The sequence below is a fragment of the Hansschlegelia sp. KR7-227 genome, from assembly GCF_049446035.1.
Lineage (GTDB): Bacteria > Pseudomonadota > Alphaproteobacteria > Rhizobiales > Methylopilaceae > Methylopila.
In genome coordinates this window covers 1,224,948-1,244,137 of record NZ_JBMSEA010000001.1, presented here as the reverse complement: position 1 = coordinate 1,244,137, position 19,190 = coordinate 1,224,948, and the positions used below count along the sequence as shown (strand labels likewise).

Annotated in this window: 20 protein-coding genes and 1 riboswitch; of the genes, 9 read left to right on the top strand and 11 right to left on the bottom strand. The window is 69.8% G+C overall.

Annotated features, from left to right (window positions below; all coding sequences use genetic code 11):
• The first annotated feature begins 129 nt into the window (after positions 1–129).
• Both cobD and cbiB read left to right on the top strand, forming a co-directional pair.
• Positions 130–1,128, top strand: a complete 999-nt coding sequence (gene cobD, locus ACO2RJ_RS05825) for a threonine-phosphate decarboxylase CobD (RefSeq protein WP_423267046.1) — start codon at positions 130–132, stop codon at positions 1,126–1,128.
• A 30-nt stretch (positions 1,129–1,158) separates the two neighbouring features.
• Positions 1,159–2,115: an adenosylcobinamide-phosphate synthase CbiB gene (gene cbiB / locus ACO2RJ_RS05820; RefSeq protein ID WP_423267045.1), complete on the top strand. Its 957-nt coding sequence runs from the start codon at positions 1,159–1,161 to the stop codon at positions 2,113–2,115.
• Between the two features lie 201 nt (positions 2,116–2,316).
• Here cbiB and cobO read toward each other — a convergent pair whose 3' ends face one another.
• The 8 genes from cobO to ACO2RJ_RS05780 form a co-directional block, all read right to left on the bottom strand.
• Positions 2,317–2,925 carry a cob(I)yrinic acid a,c-diamide adenosyltransferase gene (cobO, locus tag ACO2RJ_RS05815; protein WP_423267044.1) on the bottom strand — a complete coding sequence of 203 codons (609 nt, stop codon included), beginning with the start codon at positions 2,923–2,925 and terminating at the stop codon, positions 2,317–2,319.
• Positions 2,922–6,770 (bottom strand): cobaltochelatase subunit CobN, encoded by a 3,849-nt coding sequence (cobN, locus tag ACO2RJ_RS05810; RefSeq protein WP_423267043.1) that lies wholly within the window; start codon positions 6,768–6,770, stop codon positions 2,922–2,924. Before cobN ends, cobO begins: the two co-directional genes overlap by 4 nt.
• Before the next feature lie 31 nt (positions 6,771–6,801).
• Positions 6,802–7,842: a cobalamin biosynthesis protein CobW gene (gene cobW, locus ACO2RJ_RS05805; RefSeq protein WP_423267042.1), complete on the bottom strand. Its 1,041-nt coding sequence runs from the start codon at positions 7,840–7,842 to the stop codon at positions 6,802–6,804.
• Complete coding sequence (gene cobU, locus ACO2RJ_RS05800) at positions 7,839–8,369, bottom strand: bifunctional adenosylcobinamide kinase/adenosylcobinamide-phosphate guanylyltransferase (RefSeq protein WP_423267041.1); 531 nt, start codon at positions 8,367–8,369, stop codon at positions 7,839–7,841. Before cobU ends, cobW begins: the two co-directional genes overlap by 4 nt.
• A gap of 20 nt (positions 8,370–8,389) precedes the next feature.
• Positions 8,390–9,136 carry a CbtA family protein gene (locus ACO2RJ_RS05795; RefSeq protein WP_423267039.1) on the bottom strand — a complete coding sequence of 249 codons (747 nt, stop codon included), beginning with the start codon at positions 9,134–9,136 and terminating at the stop codon, positions 8,390–8,392.
• A gap of 9 nt (positions 9,137–9,145) precedes the next feature.
• Positions 9,146–9,331, bottom strand: coding sequence for a CbtB domain-containing protein (locus ACO2RJ_RS05790; RefSeq protein ID WP_423267038.1), 186 nt, complete (start codon positions 9,329–9,331; stop codon positions 9,146–9,148).
• A gap of 35 nt (positions 9,332–9,366) precedes the next feature.
• Positions 9,367–9,568, bottom strand: a riboswitch (cobalamin riboswitch).
• A 55-nt stretch (positions 9,569–9,623) separates the two neighbouring features.
• Positions 9,624–10,376, bottom strand: coding sequence for an arginyltransferase (locus ACO2RJ_RS05785; RefSeq protein WP_423267037.1), 753 nt, complete (start codon positions 10,374–10,376; stop codon positions 9,624–9,626).
• A 90-nt stretch (positions 10,377–10,466) separates the two neighbouring features.
• A complete protein-coding gene (locus ACO2RJ_RS05780; RefSeq protein ID WP_423267036.1) occupies positions 10,467–10,964 on the bottom strand; it encodes an RDD family protein in 498 nt (165 codons plus the stop codon).
• A gap of 168 nt (positions 10,965–11,132) precedes the next feature.
• On the opposite strand from ACO2RJ_RS05780, the gene ACO2RJ_RS05775 reads away from it, so the two are divergent.
• On the top strand, positions 11,133–11,708 hold the full coding sequence (locus tag ACO2RJ_RS05775; RefSeq protein WP_423267035.1) for a TlpA family protein disulfide reductase: 576 nt from the start codon (positions 11,133–11,135) through the stop codon (positions 11,706–11,708).
• Positions 11,705–12,805 carry a transglutaminase-like domain-containing protein gene (locus ACO2RJ_RS05770; protein WP_423267034.1) on the top strand — a complete coding sequence of 367 codons (1,101 nt, stop codon included), beginning with the start codon at positions 11,705–11,707 and terminating at the stop codon, positions 12,803–12,805. The genes ACO2RJ_RS05775 and ACO2RJ_RS05770 overlap by 4 nt, the downstream gene beginning before the upstream one ends.
• Before the next feature lie 89 nt (positions 12,806–12,894).
• Here ACO2RJ_RS05770 and ACO2RJ_RS05765 read toward each other — a convergent pair whose 3' ends face one another.
• Positions 12,895–13,404, bottom strand: coding sequence for a DinB family protein (locus ACO2RJ_RS05765; protein ID WP_423267033.1), 510 nt, complete (start codon positions 13,402–13,404; stop codon positions 12,895–12,897).
• A 69-nt stretch (positions 13,405–13,473) separates the two neighbouring features.
• Here ACO2RJ_RS05765 and ACO2RJ_RS05760 point away from each other — a divergent pair, with 69 nt between their 5' ends.
• The 4 genes from ACO2RJ_RS05760 (at position 13,474) to ACO2RJ_RS05745 (ending at position 16,635) form a co-directional block, all read left to right on the top strand.
• A complete protein-coding gene (locus tag ACO2RJ_RS05760) occupies positions 13,474–14,154 on the top strand; it encodes a glutathione S-transferase N-terminal domain-containing protein (RefSeq protein WP_423267032.1) in 681 nt (226 codons plus the stop codon).
• Between the two features lie 316 nt (positions 14,155–14,470).
• A complete protein-coding gene (ndk, locus tag ACO2RJ_RS05755; RefSeq protein WP_423267031.1) occupies positions 14,471–14,893 on the top strand; it encodes a nucleoside-diphosphate kinase in 423 nt (140 codons plus the stop codon).
• 204 nt (positions 14,894–15,097) lie between these two features.
• Positions 15,098–15,799: a TerC family protein gene (locus tag ACO2RJ_RS05750; protein ID WP_423267030.1), complete on the top strand. Its 702-nt coding sequence runs from the start codon at positions 15,098–15,100 to the stop codon at positions 15,797–15,799.
• A gap of 68 nt (positions 15,800–15,867) precedes the next feature.
• Positions 15,868–16,635: a TerC family protein gene (locus ACO2RJ_RS05745; protein WP_423267029.1), complete on the top strand. Its 768-nt coding sequence runs from the start codon at positions 15,868–15,870 to the stop codon at positions 16,633–16,635.
• 116 nt (positions 16,636–16,751) lie between these two features.
• On the opposite strand, the gene purN is transcribed toward ACO2RJ_RS05745, so the two are convergent.
• Both purN and purM read right to left on the bottom strand, forming a co-directional pair.
• Entirely contained in the window at positions 16,752–17,399 is a 648-nt protein-coding gene (gene purN, locus ACO2RJ_RS05740) for a phosphoribosylglycinamide formyltransferase (protein WP_423267028.1), read from the bottom strand.
• Positions 17,399–18,478: a phosphoribosylformylglycinamidine cyclo-ligase gene (gene purM, locus ACO2RJ_RS05735; RefSeq protein ID WP_423267027.1), complete on the bottom strand. Its 1,080-nt coding sequence runs from the start codon at positions 18,476–18,478 to the stop codon at positions 17,399–17,401. The genes purN and purM overlap by 1 nt, the downstream gene beginning before the upstream one ends.
• Positions 18,479–18,626: 148 nt before the next feature.
• On the opposite strand from purM, the gene ACO2RJ_RS05730 reads away from it, so the two are divergent.
• A complete protein-coding gene (locus ACO2RJ_RS05730; protein ID WP_423267026.1) occupies positions 18,627–19,175 on the top strand; it encodes a CDP-alcohol phosphatidyltransferase family protein in 549 nt (182 codons plus the stop codon).
• Positions 19,176–19,190 lie beyond the last annotated feature (15 nt).

The window sequence follows — 19,190 nt, the reverse complement described above, 5'->3', positions numbered from 1 at the left end:
TCCGACTTCGCGATCGACGCCGGTCGCCCCTTGGGCGGACCGGGCTCGGACGCCGGGCCGCAGGGGCGTCCGATTGACGGCGCCTAAAATCTGCTCGACGGTCAGGCGGGTGGCAGGCGAGGTGCGTGAATGAGGCATGGGGGCGATCTCGCTGCGGGGGAGGCCGCGTTCGGCCGACCGCGCGAGGGTTGGCTTGATCTGTCGACGGGCGTCAACCCCCACGCCTATCCGGTTCCGCCCTTCGCCCCGGAACGCCTCACGAGGCTTCCGGAAAAACCGGAGATCGACGAACTGCTCGCGGTGGCCCGCGCGGCCTACGGCTGGAGCGCCGACATTCCCGTCGCGGCCGGCCCCGGCGCGCAGGCCATGATCCAGCTTCTGCCCTATCTGCGCGTGCGCGGCGAGGTCGCGGTCCTCGGCCGCACCTATGGCGAGCACGCCTATGTCTGGGCCCGAGCCGGCCACGTCGTCCGCGAAGCGCGCACGCTCCAGAAGGCCGAAGAGGCCCAGGTTGTGGTGGTGGTCAATCCGGACAACCCGACTGGGCGCACCGTGCCGCCCGAGGAACTCGCGGCGCTGGCCGAGACGCTGGCCGCGCGGGACGGCCTGCTGGTGGTCGACGAGGCCTTCGCGGACGTCACGCCCGAGATCGCGCTCGGCGACCGCGTGAAAAGCCGCGGCATGGTCGTGCTGCGCTCGTTCGGGAAGTTCTATGGCCTGGCCGGCCTCCGTCTCGGCTTCGCCGCCGGCGACGAGGAGATGGTGACGGAGCTCGCCGGCGAACTCGGCCCCTGGCCCGTGTCGGGTCCGGCGATCGCGGCGGGCCGCGCGGCGCTCGCCGACGGCGGATGGGCCGCCGGCATGCGCGTCCGGCTGGTCGCCGATTCCATGCGGCTGGACGCGGCGCTGGCGCGGGGCGGTTTCACCGGCCTCCGCGGCTGCGGCCTGTTCCGCACCGGCCGACACGAGCGCGCGGGGGCGGTCCACCGCAGCCTGGCCGAAGCCGGGATATGGTGCCGGGCCTTCGACAACCGCCCGAACCAGTTGCGCTTCGGCATTCCCGGCGACGACGCGGCGTTCGAACGCCTGGAGAGCGCGCTGATCTCGGCTTTCGAACAGGCGCTCTGACCCTTGGATCTTTCGCATCATGCGGCGGTCATGCTGATCGCTCTCGCGCTCGACGCCGTCTTCGGCGACCCGGACGTGCTGTGGCGGAGATTGGCCCACCCCGTCGCGGTCGCCGGTCGGGCGATCGCCTGGCTCGACCAGCGTTTCAATCGGCTCGAGCTCGACGAAAGCGTGCGCAAGCGGCGCGGCGTGTTCGCTCTGCTCGCGCTGATCGTCGGCGCGGCGCTCGTCGGGGCGGTGTTCGCCTGGACCTTCTCCGAACTGCCTTACGGCGTCTTCGTCGAAGGCCTCATCGCCTCCATCCTGATCGCGCAGCGGAGCCTCTACGTCCATGTCGACGCCGTGCGGAAAGCGTTCGCCTCCGGCGGGTTGGCGGCGGCGCGGCAGGCGGTGTCGATGATCGTGGGCCGCGACCCCAAGCGCCTCGACGAGGCGGGCGTGAGCCGCGCGGCGATCGAGTCCTGCGCCGAGAATTTCTCCGACGGCGTGGTCGCGCCGGTGTTCTGGGGCGTCCTGTTCGGTCTGCCCGGCCTGTTCGCCTACAAGGCGATCAACACCGCCGACAGCATGATCGGGCACAAGACCGAACGCCACCGCTCCTTCGGCTGGGCCTCGGCGAGGCTCGACGATCTCGTCAACCTCGTTCCAGCCCGCCTGTCGGGCCTCGCAATGGTGGTCGCCGCGGCGTTGAGCGGCCGTCCGGCGCGCGCGAGCTTCGCCGCCATGCGCCGCGACGCCGCGCGCCACGCCTCCCCCAACGCGGGCTGGCCGGAAGCCGCGATGGCCGGAGCGCTGGGAATCGCGATCGGCGGCCCGCGCGTCTATTCGGGCGCTCGCGTAGACGATCCCTGGATGAACGTCGGCGGCCGCACCGAAGCGACGCCGGAGGACGTCGCGGCGTCGCTGAGGCTGCTGCTGGTCGCCTGCGCAGTCCATGCGGCGCTCGTCGCGGCCGTGGGATTCGCGGCCTACGCCCTCGGAATTTGAGAGCGCGCGACCGGGAACGCCTTCCTGGGCGGCTCCGTCCTGCGTGCTTCGAGACGCCGTCCCTTGGACGGCTCCTCAGCATCAGGAGCCGTTCTGCTTGGCGATCGGAAACCGATCTCATGCTCAGGAGCCCGGCGCAGCCGGGCGTCTCGAAGCACGGAGGGCGGCGCCGTGCTCAAATGCCTGGGACGACGGGGCTCGTCAGAACTCGATGCCGGCCTGCGCCTTCACCCCGTCCCGGAACGGGTGCTTGATCTGGGTCATCTCGGTGACGAGGTCGGCGATCTCGATCATCTCGTCCTTGGCGTTTCGGCCGGTGACGACGACGTGGCAGTCCGCCGGCCGCGCCGCGATCGCCGCGAGCACCTCTTGCAGGTCGAGATAATCGTAGCGCAGCACGATGTTAAGTTCGTCGAGCACGACCAGCTTCACGTCCGGGTCGGCGATGAACTTCTTCGACATCGCCCAGGCTTCCTCCGCCGCGCGGATGTCGCGGGCGCGGTCCTGCGTCTCCCAGGTGAAGCCTTCCCCCATGGCGTGTATCTCCACGCTTTCAGGGAATCTGCGGAGCAGGTCGCGCTCGCCGGACTCCCAGGGGCCTTTCACGAATTGCACGACCCCGACCTTCATGCCGTGCGCGATCGCGCGCATCGCCATGCCGAAGGCGGCCGTCGACTTGCCCTTGCCCTTGCCGGTGTGGACAATCAGCAGGCCTTTTTCGGACTGCCGCTCGGCGACGATCTTGTCCTGATGCTCCTTGCGCTTCTTCATCTTCTCGGCGTAGCGGACGTCGTCGGTTCCGGTCGTCATTCAGCGGCCTCCCGTGTAAGCGCCGTGAGCAGGTCGTGGGCGCTGTTGCTCTTCGGGCGCCAGAACCCGCGACGCTCGGCGTCCAGGAACGCCTTCGCCATCGCGGCCAATCCGTGGGGATTGGCGTCGGCGATGAAGCCGCGGGTCTCGGCGTCTCCGAGATAGGCGTCGTAAAGGGCGTCGAACTGGTGGCTGCCGACGGCGTCCGTCGTGGCGGCGAAGCCGGACAGGTTGGTCACGGTCGCGAGCATCTCGGCCGCGCCCTTGTGGCCGTGCTCGCGCATCGCCGCGATCCATTTGGGGTTGGCGGCGCGCGCCCGCACGACGAGCGCGATCTCTTCCGACAGCGTGCGCACGACAGGCGTCTCCACGCGCGAGGTGTCGAGATGGTAGATCGCGGGCGCCGCGCCGGAGAGCTTTTCGACCGCCGCGGACAACCCGCCGGCGAACTCGTGGACGTCGTCGCTGTCGAGCAGGTCGTATTCGCGCGCGTCCTGGGTCTGCACCACGCCGTCGACGCCGCGCGCGAGGCGGTCGAGAACTGCGCGGGCGGGGGCGCCCTCGATCCCTTGCGCATAGGCGAAGCCGCTTGCGGCGAGATAGGCGTCGGCGAGTTCTTCGCGCGACTCCCACGCGCCTTCGGTCAGGAGGGGCGCGAGGCCGGTCCCATAGGCGCCCGGACGCGCGCCGAAGATCGAGCGCGAGATCCGGCCCGCGCCCAAATCCTCGCGAAGTCGTGCGGCGACCGGGTTGGCGTCGTTGTCCTCGTCGAGGCCTCCAATAAGCCGCGTCGCTTCGTCGATCAGGTCGATCTGGAACGGGAAGGCGTCCCGGAAGAAGCCGGAGATGCGAAACAGCACGTCCACGCGGGGGCGCTTCAGCTCGGAAAGCGACAGCGGCTCCAGCCCGACCACGCGGCTGGAGCCCGGCTCCCATTGCGGCGCGACGCCCATCAGCGCCAGCGCCTGGGCGATGTCGTCGCCGCCGGTGCGCATGTTGGCGGTGCCCCAGGCGGAGATCGCGAGCCTTCGCGGCCACTCTCCATGGTCCTGGAAATGGCGTCGGCAGAGCACGTCGGCCGCGGTGCGCCCTAGCCGCCACGCCGCTTCGGTGGGCGCGGAGCGGGGGTCGAGCGCAAAGAAGTTCCGGCCCGTCGGCAGCGCGTCGAGCCGCCCTCGGGTCGGGGCGCCGGACGGCCCGGGCGGCACGAATCGTCCGTCGAGCGCGGTGAGGAGGCCGGCGATCTCAGCGGCGCCTGAGGCGTCGACGCGCGGACCGATGACCGTCGCGATCTCCCGGAGAACGGCGCCGGCGCGTGAGGTCTCGATATCCGGCGCGTTCGTCGCGGGGCGGCCGGAGGCGGCCGAAGGGGCCGCATCCAAGACCAGCCGGAGCGCCAGCGCCTCGATCCGCTCAAGCGTATCGCCCGCCGTCCGCCAGGCGTCGGCGGACAGGGCCGCCAGCGCCTCCGGCTTCGGCCCGCGCCACGGCGCCGCGAAGTCCGCCGCCAGCGGGTCGAAGCCCTCCAGCCCGAGATCGGCCGCAAGCGCGCGCGTGAGAGAGGCGTCCTCCGGCCTGGGCCCCCGGGGACAGCGGGCGAGGGCGACGAGAAGTTCGGCCCGCTTCGCGCCGACAGGCGAACGGCCGAAGACATGCAGGCCATTGCGGACCTGGAGCTCCTTCACCTCGCAGAGGAACGCGTCGAGCTTGGTCAGCGCCTCGTCAGGATCGTCGGCGATCGAGAAGCCGCAATCCCTGTCGAGGCCGACATCGGCGGCGCAGGCCAGAATGTCCTTCGCGAGCGCCTTCGCGCGGCGGGGATCCAGCCCCTGCGCCTCCGCATATTCGTCGACGAGCGTCTCGACCTCGCGGAGCGCCGCCGAGTCTTCGGCTCGGGCGAGCGGCGGCGTCAGGTGGTCGATGATGACGGCGGCCGCCCGCCGTTTGGCGGCGGCGCCCTCGCCGGGGTCGTTGACGATGAAGGGATAGATGTGGGGCAGGGGGCCGAGCGCGATCTCGGGAAAACACGTCTCCGACAGCGCCAGCGCCTTGCCCGGCAGCCATTCGAGATTGCCGTGCTTGCCGACATGAACGATGGCATGGGCGCCGAAGATCTCCCGCAGCCAGACATAGAAGGCGAGGTGGCCGTGCGGCGGGGGCAGGTCGGGATCGTGATGCGCGGCCTTCGGGTCGACGTCGAAGCCGCGCGAGGGCTGGACCCCCAGGACGAGGTCGCCATAGCGACGGAGCGCGAGGCGGAAAGCGCCCGCGGCGGGATCGAAGGTCGGGTCGGAGGACGGATCGCCCCAGCGCGCGAGAATCCGTTCCCGCGGCCCCTCGGGAAGCCCGTCGAGAAAGCGCAGATAGGCGGCGAGGGGAAGCGTCGCCGGCGGGTGTGAAGGCTCGTCATGGTCCGGCGTGACCGGACCATCCATGCGCGGCGCGGAGCTCGACGCCCGACAGGGCCCCTCCGGGCGGGCCGCATGACGACGCGCGTCGCTCGGCGTCGTCGGGCCGCGCGAACGCTCCAGCGCGGCTGTCATCTGGCTGACGACGTCTGCGCCGGCCGTTGGCGCGCCGTCGGCGGCGTAGCCCGCCTCGCGCAGCGCGTCGAGGATGACCGCCGTGCTCGCCGGCGTGTCGAGGCCGACGCCGTTGGCGAGACGCGCGGCGCCGGTCGGGTAGTTGGCGAGGATCAGCGCCACCTTGCGGTCGGCCGGCGCCGTGCGTCGCAGCCGCGCCCAGTTGGCGGCGAGGTCGGCGACGAAGGCGATCCTGTCCGGAACCGGCTCGAACGACACCACCTCGGTCTCGGTCGCTGGGTCGAAACGGCCCGCGGTCTTGAAGGCGACGGCGCGGCTCATGATCCGGCCGTCGATCTCCGGCAGCGAGACGGCCATCGCGAGGTCGCGCGCCCCGAGGCCGCGCGGAGAGGCCTCCCACGTGGCGCGGTCCATGCCGGCGAACACCACCTGGAGCACCGGCGCGTCGGTGGAATCCAGAGGCGTCGCCGTCCACGCGGCGCCCGGCTTGGACACCGCGAAGGCGGTCGCGTTCAGCACGACGTCCGGCCGGACGGCGGCGAAGGTCTCCCGCACGAACGCCGCCGCCGCGGCGTCCTTCAGCGACGAGACGTAGATCGGTAGAGCGGCGACGCCGCGCTCCGTGAGCGCCGCGGCGAGGGCGTCTATGGGGGCGACGTCGCCGGCCTGAAACTGCGCGCGATAGAACACGATCGGCGCGACAGGCGCGCTTTCCGGCCAGAGCGCTCGAACCTCGTCGAGCGAAGGGGCGACGATCCCGGGCCAATAGAGACCGGCGGCGGGCACCGTCCGGGGCTCTTCGGCGATCGGGGAGCCGTCAAGCCAGCCGTGGCACGTCCGCAGCGCGGCGGCGAGGTTGTCGGGGCCGCCTTCGACGAGCGTCCGCCACAGCCGATCGACTTCGTCGAGCGGCGCCGTCGAGCGGGCGAGAAGGTCGGGGTCTGCGTTGCCGCAGCCGGGCATCACGGCGAGCGTCACGCCATGACGCTTCGCGATCCGCACGCTTTCCTCGACGCCATAGGGCCAGTAGGCCGCTCCGCCGAGCAGACGCAGGACCAGCAGCTTCGAACGCGCGACGGTTCGCTCGAGAAACAGGTCGACCGACATGTTGTGGCGCAGCTTCTGCAGGCTTGCGAGCCTGAGGCTCGGCGCGTCCGGTCCGAGGGCGGCCTGCGCGCGGGCGAGCCCGGCGATCTCCGTGTCGGCCGCGGAGACCACGACGATGTCGGCGGGGGACAGGTCGAGATCGACCGCCTCCGCGCCGTCGCCGATCGGCTGTCCCTGGGCCTTCAGGAGATGCATGCCAGTCCTTCCTTGGCGCTCCGAACGAACGCTAGCCCTTCAAGGCTGCGGAGATCGCGTCGCGCGCGATCCCGCGCTCTCCGATCACCACCAGACGGCCCAGCCGCGCCTCGCCGTCGCGCCACGGGCGGTCAAAATAGGTCTCGATCCGGGCCCCGACCGCCTGCACCACAAGGCGCGCCGACTTGCCGGCGACGGGCACGAAACCCTTCAGCCGCAGCACGTCGTGCGCGTCGAGCACCGCGCGGACGCGGGCCTCGAGTTCGGCGGCGTCGGCGACCTCCGGCGTGTCGGCGACGAAACTGTCGAAATCGTCATGGTCATGCTGCTCCTCGCCCTCCATCTCGTGGGTCGTGGGGCGCCCGTCGATCTTGTCCTCGACGCCGCTCTTCAGGCCGAGCAACACGTCCGCGGGCAGCGCGCCGTTGGCGGCCGACACGACCCTCACGCCTTCGCTCGCATGCTGGAGAATATCGGCCTTCACCGCCGCAATCTCCCCGTCGGCCATGAGGTCCGCCTTGTGCAACACCAGCAGGTCGGCCGAGCGCACCTGATCCTCGAACAGCTCTTCGATCGGGTCGTCGTGATCGACGTTCGGGTCCGCGGCGCGCTGGGCTGCCACCGCCGCTTCGTCATGAGCGAAGCGTCCGTCGCGCACGGCGGGCCCGTCGACGACCGTGACGACGCCGTCGACGGTGACGCGGGTCGCGATCTCGGGCCAGCGGAACGCCTTGACGAGCGGCTGCGGCAGCGCCAGGCCGGAGGTCTCGATCACGATGTGGTCCGGCTGGGGCGAGCGGGCGAGGATCTTCTCCATCGTCGGAATGAAGTCGTCGGCCACGGTGCAGCAGATGCATCCGTTTGCGAGCTCGACGATGTCGTCCTCCGAGCACGCCTCGCTCGCGCAGGCTCTCAGCACCTCGCCGTCGATGCCGACGTCGCCGAACTCGTTGACGATCAGCGCGATCCTGCGGCCTCCGGCGTTCTGCAGCAGATGCCGGACCAGCGTGGTCTTGCCCGCGCCGAGAAAGCCGGTGACGACGGTGGCGGGGATCTTGTGGGAGGCGGTCATTCCGAAGGCTCCTTCGGGAGCTTGAGGTCGAGGGGAAGGCCGGCGGCGACCAGCGTCACCCGGTCGGCGCGCGCGGCGACGAGCTGGTTCAGGCGGCCCTGATGGTCGCGAAAGGCGCGGGCGAGCGCATTGTCGGGGACGATGCCGGAGCCGACCTCGTTCGAGACGAGAATCACGTCCCCGGGCGCAAAGACGAGAAAGGACAGCAGGCCGTCTATCTCTTCGTCCACGTCGACGATCAGAGGGTCGGCCAGCACCAGAGCGCTGAGCCAGAGCGTAAGACAATCGACGAGCACGACCGTCTTAGGGCTGGATTCGTTCCACAGAGCGCCGACGAGCTGGCGCGACGCCTCGACCGTTCGCCAGCTTCCATCGCGCCGGGCGCGGTGATGCGCGATCCGATCTCGCATCTCATCATCCCGCGCTTCGGCCGTCGCGACATAGACCCGGTCGAGAGGAGAGGCCGCGACGAGGTCCTCTGCGAAGCGGCTCTTGCCGGAGCGCGCGCCGCCGAGGACCAACGTCACGCGTCCGGCGCGTGACGTCGTCACGCGTCCGAAAAGCGTCGGCGGAGGACGCCGGCGAGCGTTCCGAGCGCGGCCCAGAACACGAACCCGGTGACGATGACCGCCACGACGAAATTGTGCTCGAGGTCATGCGGGATGGCGGCGGGCTGCGGCGCGATCGGCGCGCCGACGACGTGGGGGGCCGCGATCAGCGCCACGCCGCCAAGCGCCGCCAGCGGGGAACGGCCATAGGCGATCAGGGCGAGGCCGATCGCGGTGGCGACCACGGTCGCCAGCCACCAGACCTGCCGATCGATCAACGGCGCGCCTTCCACGCCAGGCGCCTCGGGCGGGAGCCCCACGCTCGGCGCGAGCGTGAAGACGGCGAAGCCCGCGAGGCCCCACATCAGCCCTTCGCGCCAGGAGGTGAGGCCGCCCTTCAGTTCGCTCGCCGCGACGAGCAGGAGCGCAAAGCCCACTCCGCTCACGACGTTCGCGATCAGCGTCCAGCCGAAGCGCTCGACGCCGTCGGCGGGCTCCCAGGCGTTCGGGTCGTGATCATGCGCGGAGGCCGCAGCCTCGTCCTGCGCGACCGCGGCGGCGTGATCGTGATCGCCGGAGGCGGCATGATCATGCGGCGCCGCCGCCTTGGCGGCGTTCGCCTGTTCGACGATTTCGGCCTTGACGATGAGCGGCTGGACGCCGAACTGCTGGAGGACGGTCAGCAGTAGGCCCGCGGCGAGCCCGACCAGCGCCGCTACGAAGACGATGTTCCGGAACAGATGCATGGCGTCCCCTCAGTGGCAGGGGAAGCCGATGGCGTGCCGCTGGTCGTGCGCCGCGTTGTGCACGGCGGAGATCCCGAGGAAGCCGGTTCCGTAGATCAGCAGCACGCCGAACATCAGCGCGAAGGCGATCGGAAGCGCGCGCTGCGGCGCGAGCGCGACGGCGGAGGAGCGGGTCTGCGAGGCTGCGGTCGACATTCGATCTTGCCTTTCATGCCCTCCCACCGAGGGCGCCAGCGGGATCGCTTGCGGCAGGTTTCCTGGCTCGCGGGTCGGGGCGGACGCATCGGCCTTCCCAGGGCTTGGCCCCAGTGGCGTGAGGATCGATGCGCCGCTCGCCGCTTACAGTTGCGGGGGCAGCTCCGGATTCGAGACGAGAAGCCTCCCACCGGATTCCCTTTTGTCCCCGAAGGGACCGAAGCGAAGTCTCGGAGCCATAGCAGATGGAGCGTGCGCCCACAACGCGGCGCCGGCTGGGACTAAAGCCGCTCTAGGCGCCCTCGCGCAGGGCCCAGCCGGCGGGACCCAGCATCTCCTGCGGCTGGAAACGGCGCTTGTAGTCCATCTTGGACGAGCCATCGACCCAGTAGCCGAGGTAGAGATAGGCGAGCCCGAGCTCCCGCGCCCGCTCGACATGGTCGAGGATGACAAAGGTTCCGAGGCCGCGCGCCCGCTCTTCCGGATCATAGAAGGAATAGACGAGCGAAAGGCCGTCCGACAGCCGATCGACCAGCGCCACGGCGCGCACGGGACCGACGCCGCGGCCCGTGACGGCGGTCTCCGCGCCGCGTCGGCGATACTCCACGAGGCCGGTGCGGACATGGCTGTCCTCGACCATCGTGGCGTAGTCGAGCACGGTCATGTCGACCATTCCCCCGTCGGAATGGCGATCGTCGAGATAGGCGCGAAACAGCGAATACTGCTCCGAGGTCGGCGTCGGACCGAGCTCCGCGCGAACGAGATCGCGGTTCAGCGCGCGGTTCCGCCGGAACGCCTTGGTCCACTGGAAATCGGCGACCCGCACCCGCACCGAAACGCAGGCCCGGCAATTCTCGCAGGCCGGGCGGTAGGCGATGGTCTGGCTCCGGCGGAAGCCGCCGTGGGTGAGCAGATCGTTCAGCGTCGCCGCGTGCTCGCCGACCAGATGCGTGAACACCTTCCGCTCGAACTGGCCCTTCAGGTAAGGGCAGGGCGATGGCGCGGTCAGGTAGAATTGCGGCGTGTCGCGCGAATGTGCGGTCAAGGGTCGTTTCCGCAGCGAGCGTCGCGGTCCCGGCGCGACTCCGCTTCGAACGTCAGGATATCAGGCGCCGCTTGGCCGGCAAGCGGCTCGTCAGCGGCGGGATTCGAGAAGTCCGCGGTCCATGAACAGCACCCCGAGCGCGATGTCGTGCAGGAGCTGCTTGCGCCGCGAGAACAGACCGACCAGCAGGATGAACGGCGTCAGGAACGTGACCGTCGCATAAAGCAGCACGACATGCGCCCCGGCGACGAAGAAGCCCGGCATCGAGCCGTCCCAGCGCCGCGCCGTGAGGCCGGTCATGCGCATGCCCCAGGTGGCGGCGCGGTCTCCGCCGAGCGTCGCGCCGGAATAGAGGATGGCGACGGCCGGGAACACCATTCCATACAGCAGCCACGCAAGCCCGAGGGTAAAGACCCCGAGAAAAAAGATCACCACGCTTGCGACGAAGGTGAGCGTCAGCACGATCCCGAAGTCCACGCAGAAAGCGAGCACGCGCCGGCTGAGCGCGCCCTCATAGAGCCGCGGATCGGCCAGCGGGTCGACATACCCGCCGGACTGGTCGACGTAGAGCGGGGCGGTGGTCGTCATTTCGGGCGAAACCTCCGGAGGATCGGCTGCGGCGTTCCCGCAATGAGGGATTTGGGGCCGGCGCCGCGGGATCGCAAGCGTCCGTGATGTGCGGCTCTCCGCGCTCCACTTGACCGCGTAATGCGGGGGGACCATCGTCGGGGCCTGAGACCATGGAGCATCTGCCGCGTGCCGGCGATCGCAGACCCACCGATTGCGCCCTCCGCTCGCCGCGCGACGCCCAGCGCCGCTGGAATCCTTGCGCTCGTTCTGGCGGGATCGCCGACCGGCGCGACGGAGTTCGCGGCCTTCGCGGACGCCGGGCAGGCGCCGGCCCCGGTCGATACGGTCGATCTCGACGGTCGGCCGTTCTCGATCGGCGGCGAGCCTTCGCGTCCAACTCTCATTCATTTCTTCGCCAGCTGGTGCGAGCCCTGCGAGGAGGAGCTCCCGGCCCTCATGCGCTACGCCGAGGCGGAAGGCGAGCGTGTCCGCCTGATCGGCGTCGCCGTCGGGGAGCCTGCATCGCGCGCGAAGACCTTCGTCGCCCGTTTAGGCCTTCCCGACCCGATCGCTCACGATCCGGAGCAGGCCGTCGCGCGCGCCTTCGGCGTGCGGGGATTGCCCGCCACCGCAGTGCTGACGCCCTCCGGCGGGCGCCTCTTGCGGGCTGCGGGGCCCGTCGACTGGGCGTATCCCCGCACCTCTGAAACGCTCCACGCTCTTTCGATCCAGCTCCAAGAACACAAGGGAGAATCCCGATGATCCATCGTCGCAGCCTTCTGAAATGCGGCGCGGGCGCGCTCGCCGCCGCCGCCGCTGTCATGCGCACCGGCGGCGTCAGCGCCGGCGAAACGCCCGCCTTCGCGCCGCAGCCCGGCCCCTGGCGGTCGTTCGAGATCCGGACACGGGTCGAGCTTCCGACCAGCAAGGGCGCGGCGCGCGCCTGGGTGCCGACGCCGAGCTTCGCGGCCGACGAGTGGACCCGGCCGGGCGAGACGCGCTTCACCGGCAACGCCGACGCGTCGGATCGGATCGACGGACCTGTCGGGATGGTGGTCGCCGAGTGGAGGAGCGGGGCGGAAACGCCCGTCCTCGAGGTCGTCAGCCGCGTCTCGACCCGCGACCGCGCCGTCGCGCCCGACGGGGGCGGCGCGGGTCTCTCGGCCGAAGACCGCGCCAAATACGTCGCCGCCACGCGGCTGATCCCGACGGACGGCGTCGTCGCCCGGCGGGCCGCCGAGATCGTCGGGTCCCGGACGGACGATCGCGAGAAGGCTGAGGCGATCTATCAGTGGGTGGTCGAAAACACGCATCGCGACGCGAAGGTGCGCGGCTGCGGTCTCGGCGACGTCGCGACCATGCTGGAGAGCGGCAATCTCGGCGGCAAATGCGCCGACATCAACGCCCTCTATGTCGGGCTCGCCCGCGCGGCCGGCCTGCCGGCGCGCGACGTCTACGGCATCCGCGTCGCGCCCTCGCGCTTCGGCTACAAGAGCCTCGGGGCGAATTCCGAGACCATCACCAAGGCGCAGCACTGCCGCGCCGAGGTCTGGCTGGACGGGGTCGGCTGGTTCCCGGTCGATCCGGCCGACGTCCGCAAGGTCGCGCTCGAGGAGCCGCCGACGAAGCTCGCGCTCGACGACCCGAAGGTGCTCGCCGCCCGCAAGGCTCTGTTCGGCTCGTGGGAGACCAACTGGCTCGCCTACAACGACGCCCACGACGTCAAGCTTCCGGGCTCGCAGACGGGACCGCTCGGCTTCTTCATGTATCCGCAGGCCGAGACGGTGGCGGGTCTGCTCGACTGCCTCGACCCCGACACCTTCAGATACGCGATCACCGCGCGGGAAGTGACGGCCTGAGGCGTCGGGTTCGACCATACCGGGAGGCGGCGGTCGCCGCCGCTCCTCCTCGTCCCAATGAGGGACGGGCCGCAGCCGGTGCGCGGCGTTCAGGCGTGGCTCGCCGCGCGCTGAAAGGCGAGGAGATCGAGCGAGGGCGCCGCCGCGTTTCCGCCGAAGCGCGAAACCAGCGCGTGCGCCTGTCCGCGATGGTGGGTCTGGTGGTTGAAAAGATGGGCGAGCGCGGCCTCAATCGGCTGCTCAATGTCCTCCGCTGAGCTCACCCTCCGGTAGCGGATGAATCCCTTCAGCGTCTCTTCGCTCAGACCGGCGATCCAGTCCGACAGGAGCCGGTCTTCCCGCGCTCGGGCCTGCGAGAGCGAGGGCAGATCCTCGTGGAGCACGGCGTCGAGCCGGTTCGGCGCTTCCCCTCGGCCTGTCAGGCGCTTCATCCAGATCCGGTCGGTGACCAGCAAATGGTTCAGCGTGCCGCAAAGCGTGCCGAAGAACGCGCCGGTCTCGGCGTGAAACGCGTCGCCCGGCAGGGCAAGGACGGCGGCGTAGAGCCGCGCATTGGCCCAACCGTTGTAGCCGGCGAACATCCGCCAATACCCGATCATGCCCTTTCGCCATTCTGCGCCGGATTTGGTATGCCAGTTCAACCAAGCATGTCCGAAGGGGGCCCTTCAATGACCGCTCATATCCACGACCTTGCGACGGCAGACGGTCGCCGGCCAAGCCCCTATTGCTGGGCGGCCAAGCTCGCGCTCGCCCATAAGGGGCTGGCGTTCGAGACGACGCCCACCCGGTTCGTCGACATTCCCGCGATTAAGGGCGGCGGTTTCAGGACCGTGCCCGTGATTGAACTCGGGCACACCACGATCGGCGATTCCTTCGACCTCGCGGTTCATCTCGACAAAGCCTATCCGGACGCGCCGCCGCTGTTCGGCGGGCCGCAGGCCGAGGCGCTGACGCGCTTCGTGCTCGGCCATGTGATGTTCGCGATGGGAAAGATCGCGCGCGTCATCGCCGTCGACATCAACGCGGCGCTCGATCCGGAGACGCAGGCCTACTTTCGGAGCTCCCGCGAAAAGATGCTGAAGGCGACGCTCGAAGACGCCGCAGCCGACCGCGACGCCGGGGTCGCGGCGGCGCGCGAGGCGTTCCAGCCTCTTCGCATCATGCTGCGGAAGCAGCCCTTCCTCGGCGGCGCGGGGCCGGTGTTCGGCGACTTTCTCCTAGCGGGGGTCGTGCAATGGACGAAGGTCGTCGGCACGGTCGACTTCTTCTCCGAAGACGCGCCGATCGCGGAGTGGTTCGGCCGGATCAACGAGCGCTACGCGGCCGTGCTGAGCGCGACGCGCGGGTAGGGGCGCGCCGAATGAAAAGGCGGCGGACCGAAGCCCGCCGCTCTCGCATTCAATCGCGAGCGCTTGCCTTCCGGAAGACGTTTCCGGCGAAGGACGCCTTCCGGGCTCTTGGCGGAGCCCATCCGGGCGCCCGCCACGCCGATGAGCCCAGGCCACGCTGACGCCTTTCCAACGCCGGCGGGACGTCCGCGACCGACCTTTCGTCGCGGAATGCGCCGCGCTATAAGCCGCGCGCTTCTTCCGTCCGCCCGCGACGCCGCGGCGTTTCTCCGCCGCCGCCGCCCGCGCGGCCAAACCTTCGAGACAAGGCGATCCCATGGCCATCGAGCGCACCTTCTCCATCATCAAGCCCGACGCGACCCGGCGGAACATCACGGGCAAGGTGCTGTCCTACATCGAGGCCGCAGGTCTTCGCGTGATCGCGCAGAAGCGGATCCACATGACGAAGGAGCAGGCCGAAGGCTTCTACGCCGTGCACAAGGATCGGCCATTCTTCAACGACCTCGTTTCCTTCATGATCTCGGGACCTGTCGTCGTGCAGGCGCTCGAGGGCGAGAACGCCATCGCGAAATACCGCGAGGTCATGGGCGCCACCAATCCCGCCAACGCCGCCCCCGGAACCATCCGCAAGGACTTCGCGGAATCGATCGAGGCGAATTCGGTGCATGGCTCCGACGCGCCCGAGACGGCCAAGGAAGAGATCGCCTACTTCTTCACGGACGCCGAAATCGTCGGCTGAAGCGCCACGCGCTTTGCCGTCTTCGGTATACATGATACCAAACGCGGCCGCGGCGACGTGGCGCAGGCGCGGGCGGCCGGCGTTACGGCTCGTCCGCGTCTCAAGGCGCGCGCTTGAACCGTGGAGCGCGCGCTCCACACCATAACGACGCGCGTCGGCCACGCCGCGAAGCGTCGATCTCAGACGGGGAAGCGGGGGCGCGCCATGGGTTTCGGTTCGGCTGAGTGGCTTGCCCTCGGCGAGATCATTTGGATCAACGCGCTGCTGTCGGGCGACAACGCGGTCGTCATCGCCATGGCGTGCCGTTCGCTGCCGTCGAAGCAGCGCAAGGCGGGCATGGTGATGGGCGCGGGCGTCGCCATCGGCCTGCGCGTGCTGTTCACGCTGATCATCGTGCGCCTTCTCGGCGTGCCCTATCTCAAGATCTTCGGCGCGCTCGCGCTGCTCTACATCGCGGTCGACCTCGTCGGCCCGCAGGGCGCGGAGGACGAGCAGGGCGTGAAAAGCCATGAGAGCCTGTGGCGCGCCGTCCTGACGATCGCGATCGCCGACGTGGTGATGAGCCTTGACAACGTCATCGCCATCGCGGGCGTCGCGGGCGACCATTTTGGCCTGCTCGTTCTCGGTCTCGTGATCTCCGTGCCGATGATCGTCGCTGGCAGCGCCGTCATACTCGCCGTAATGGACAGGTTCCCCCTCATCGTCTGGGCGGGCGCCGCCCTCCTCGGCTTCGTGGCCGGCGAGATGCTGGTGTCCGACAAGGCGCTGGAGGATCGGTTCGGCGGCGCGTTCATGCACAGTTGGGAGACGACCGCGGCCGTCACGCTGGCGGTCGTCGTGGTGGCGGTCGGTTGGCTGGTCCGCCGGGTCAAGGTGCGGAACCAAGTCGAGCATCCCGCGCGTTAGCCTCCCGGTTACGTTCGGACTGAGCACGTGGAGCCGGGCGCCATTCGCGTCTGACCCTGGAGGACGGCATGGACTTCACCTTCGCCTTCGACGAGCCGGCCTTCTGGGTCTCGCTGATGCAGATCATCTGGATCGACCTGCTCCTGTCGGGCGACAATGCCGTCGTCATCGCGCTCGCCTGCCGCAAGCTGCCGGCCGACCAGCGCAAGGTGGGCATCCTCCTCGGCGCCGGCGCCGCGGTGGGTCTCAGAATCATCTTCGCCTTCTTCATCACGTTCCTCCTCGGCGTGCCCTTCCTGAAGGTCGCCGGCGGGCTTCTGCTGTTCTGGATCGCGGTCAAGCTCGCGACCGACGAGCATGACGAGCACGCGGACGTCGAAGCGTCGTCGAATCTGTGGGGCGCTGTCCGCACAATCGCCATCGCGGACGCCGTGATGAGCCTCGACAACGTCGTCGCCATCGCCGCGGCGGCCAAGGGCCACCCCGAGTTGTTCATTTTCGGCCTGCTGCTCACCATCCCGCTCATCATCGCGGGTTCGACCCTGCTCAGCACCGTGCTGCAGCGCTTCCCGTTCCTGGTCTGGCTCGGCGCCGCGCTGCTCGGCTGGATCGCAGGCGAGATGATCGTCGGCGACGTCGTGGTCGTGGGCTGGCTGCAGTCCTACGATCCGGCCTATGTGGTGGCCGATCCCGACAATGTCGGCCAATTCACGAGCGCCGGGTGGATCCACTACACGGCCGCGGTCGTCGGGGCGGTGTTCGTGCTGACCCTCGCCTTCGTGCTGAAGCGTCGCAAGCATGCGACGGCCGAGGGCACGATCAGGGACGCTTCGTAACGGGAAACGTCACGCGCGCGTCGCTTCGGCGGCGCTCGGCGGACGGGACGGAAAAAGCGCGGCTCGCGCCGCGCTTTTTTTGCGCGCGGCGCGTCACGATAGGTGGCGGCGATCCGTCAGGGCCAGATAAGGGTCGTCGCCGACGCAGGGTCTCCGGCATCCACCACGACCCGGCCGTTCTCCAGGCGTGCGCGCCCTTCCGCCCAGAGCCGCAAGGCCCTGACATAGAGGACGTGCTCCGCGGCGAGCACGCGGGCGGCCAGCGCGTCCTCGTCGTCGCCGTCAAGCACCGGCACCGCCGCCTGAGCCACGATGGGGCCTGCGTCCATCTCGGCCGTGACCAGGTGGACGGTGCAGCCATGCAGCTTGACGCCTGCGGCGAGCGCCCTCGCATGAGTGTCGAGGCCCTTGAAGCTCGGCAGAAGGGCGGGGTGGACGTTCAGCATCCTTCCCTCCCATTTCGCGATGAAGCCCGGCGTCAGCAGCCGCATGAAGCCCGCGAAGCAGAGGATGTCGGGGGCGATCCGCCGAAGCTCGGCGTCGAGCGCGTCGTCGAACGCTTCGCGGGACGGGTAGGCCTTGTGGTCGATCGTGCGCGTCGCGACGCCGGCGCGCTCCGCGATCGCAAGCGCGCCGGCGCCGGGCCGGTTCGAGATGACGGCGACGATCTCGGCGGGAAAATCCGGCTCCGCCGCGGCGTCGATCAGCGCGGCCATGTTCGAGCCGCGTCCGGAGACCAGGATCGCGACGCGCTTGCGCGGCATCAGAATGGAAGCTTGCCGGAGAAGCGCACGGGCTCGTCGGCGGGCGAGATCGGCACGACCTCCCCGATGCGCGTGACCTGCTCGCCTTCCGACCTGAGGCGCTCCTCGACGGCCGCGGCCTCCTCGGCTGCGACCACCACGACCATCCCGACGCCGCAGTTGAAGGTGCGCAGCATCTCCGCCTCGGCGACGCCGCCCGCCGACGACAGCCAGCCGAACACCGGCGGCGGCGTAACGGCGGAGAGGTCGATCGCCGCGCCGAGGCCGTCGGGCAGAACGCGCGGCAGGTTGTCGGGCAGTCCGCCTCCGGTGACGTGGGCGAGCGCCTTGACGCCGTCGCCGGCCTTCAGGACCGCGATCAGGGGGCGGACGTAGAGTTTGGTCGGCGCCAGCAGCGCGCGGCCGAGCGACTGCTCGGGGGCGAACGGGGCGGGGTCCTGAAGCGAGAGTCCCGAGCGCGCCACGATGCGGCGGACCAGCGAGAAGCCGTTCGAATGGACGCCGGAGGAGGCGAGGGCGAGAAGGACGTCGCCGGCCTTGACGTCGCGGCGCGGCAGCAGGCGTCCGCGCTCCGCGGCGCCGACCGCAAATCCCGCGAGATCGTAATCGCCGTCGGCGTACATGCCGGGCATCTCGGCGGTCTCCCCGCCCACCAGCGCGCACCCCGCCTCCATGCAGCCGGTGGCGATGCCTTTCACCACCTCGTAGGCGGTGTCGGCGCTCAGCTTGCCGCAGGCGAAATAGTCGAGGAAGAACAGCGGCTCGGCGCCCTGAACCACGACGTCGTTCACCGACATGGCGACGAGGTCGATGCCGATCGTGTCGTGGAAGCCGGTCTCGATCGCGATCTTGAGCTTGGTGCCGACGCCGTCATTGGCGGCGACCAGCACCGGATCGACGAAGCCGGCGGCCTTGAGATCGAACAGGCCTCCAAAGCCGCCGATCTCGGCGTCCGCGCCCGGCCGTCGCGTCGCGCGCACCAGAGCCTTCAGGCGCTCGACCAGCGCGTTGCCGGCGTCGATGTCGACGCCTGCGTCTGCGTAGGTCAGGCCGTCTCCGACGCCTTCTTGTCCCGCCATGCCCGTCCCGATCGCTAGGTCCGCGCCCCCTTAGACCGGCGAAGGCGGACTAGCAACCGCCGCGGTCTTGATCGGCCTTTTCCTCCCGCTTGTCGGCGCCTATGTCACACGCAAGACGCCGCGTTTCGAGCGTCGGGGAGCGGGGCGCATGAACCTGCCGAACATTCTCACGATCGGCCGGCTGTTCGCGGTTCCGCTGATCATCTGGCTGATCGCCAGCGGAGAGCATCTCGCCGCCTTCTGGCTGTTCGCGATCGCCGCGGCGACCGACGGGCTCGACGGAGCGATCGCCCGCGCCTTCGACCAGCGCACCGTGCTCGGCGCCTATCTCGACCCGATCGCGGACAAGGCGTTGCTGGTCTCGATCTATGTGACGCTCGCGATCTACGAGGAGATTCCGCGCGCTCTGGCAATCGCCGTGGTGTTTCGCGACCTGGTGATCGTGGGCGCGGTCATCCTTGCGTGGCTGATCGAGCGCCCGCTGCCAATCGATCCGCTGTGGATCAGCAAGGCGAACACGGTGGCCCAGATCGTCTATGCGGGCGCGGTGCTCGGCGGGGACGGCTTCGGGTTCGCGCTCGACGAGGTCCAGAGGGTCGGCGCCTATGTCGTCGGAGCCTTGACGCTGGGCTCGGCGGCGGCCTATCTCGCAGCCTTCATCAGGCACATGGCCAGACCCGGGAGCGCAGCGCGCTGAACGAATGTCCAGCGA

Excerpts from the sequence above, each read along its gene's own strand:
- cobD (WP_423267046.1), top strand. The coding sequence starts at position 130 with ATGAGGCATGGGGGCGATCTCGCTGCGGGGGAGGCCGCGTTCGGCCGA.
- cbiB (WP_423267045.1), top strand. The coding sequence starts at position 1,159 with ATGCTGATCGCTCTCGCGCTCGACGCCGTCTTCGGCGACCCGGACGTG.
- cobO (WP_423267044.1), bottom strand. The coding sequence starts at position 2,925 with ATGACGACCGGAACCGACGACGTCCGCTACGCCGAGAAGATGAAGAAG.
- cobN (WP_423267043.1), bottom strand. The coding sequence starts at position 6,770 with ATGCATCTCCTGAAGGCCCAGGGACAGCCGATCGGCGACGGCGCGGAG.
- cobW (WP_423267042.1), bottom strand. The coding sequence starts at position 7,842 with ATGACCGCCTCCCACAAGATCCCCGCCACCGTCGTCACCGGCTTTCTC.
- ACO2RJ_RS05795 (WP_423267039.1), bottom strand. The coding sequence starts at position 9,136 with ATGCATCTGTTCCGGAACATCGTCTTCGTAGCGGCGCTGGTCGGGCTC.
- ACO2RJ_RS05790 (WP_423267038.1), bottom strand. The coding sequence starts at position 9,331 with ATGTCGACCGCAGCCTCGCAGACCCGCTCCTCCGCCGTCGCGCTCGCG.
- ACO2RJ_RS05780 (WP_423267036.1), bottom strand. The coding sequence starts at position 10,964 with ATGACGACCACCGCCCCGCTCTACGTCGACCAGTCCGGCGGGTATGTC.
- ACO2RJ_RS05770 (WP_423267034.1), top strand. The coding sequence starts at position 11,705 with ATGATCCATCGTCGCAGCCTTCTGAAATGCGGCGCGGGCGCGCTCGCC.
- ACO2RJ_RS05765 (WP_423267033.1), bottom strand. The coding sequence starts at position 13,404 with ATGATCGGGTATTGGCGGATGTTCGCCGGCTACAACGGTTGGGCCAAT.
- ACO2RJ_RS05760 (WP_423267032.1), top strand. The coding sequence starts at position 13,474 with ATGACCGCTCATATCCACGACCTTGCGACGGCAGACGGTCGCCGGCCA.
- ndk (WP_423267031.1), top strand. The coding sequence starts at position 14,471 with ATGGCCATCGAGCGCACCTTCTCCATCATCAAGCCCGACGCGACCCGG.
- ACO2RJ_RS05750 (WP_423267030.1), top strand. The coding sequence starts at position 15,098 with ATGGGTTTCGGTTCGGCTGAGTGGCTTGCCCTCGGCGAGATCATTTGG.
- ACO2RJ_RS05745 (WP_423267029.1), top strand. The coding sequence starts at position 15,868 with ATGGACTTCACCTTCGCCTTCGACGAGCCGGCCTTCTGGGTCTCGCTG.
- purN (WP_423267028.1), bottom strand. The coding sequence starts at position 17,399 with ATGCCGCGCAAGCGCGTCGCGATCCTGGTCTCCGGACGCGGCTCGAAC.
- purM (WP_423267027.1), bottom strand. The coding sequence starts at position 18,478 with ATGGCGGGACAAGAAGGCGTCGGAGACGGCCTGACCTACGCAGACGCA.
- ACO2RJ_RS05730 (WP_423267026.1), top strand. The coding sequence starts at position 18,627 with ATGAACCTGCCGAACATTCTCACGATCGGCCGGCTGTTCGCGGTTCCG.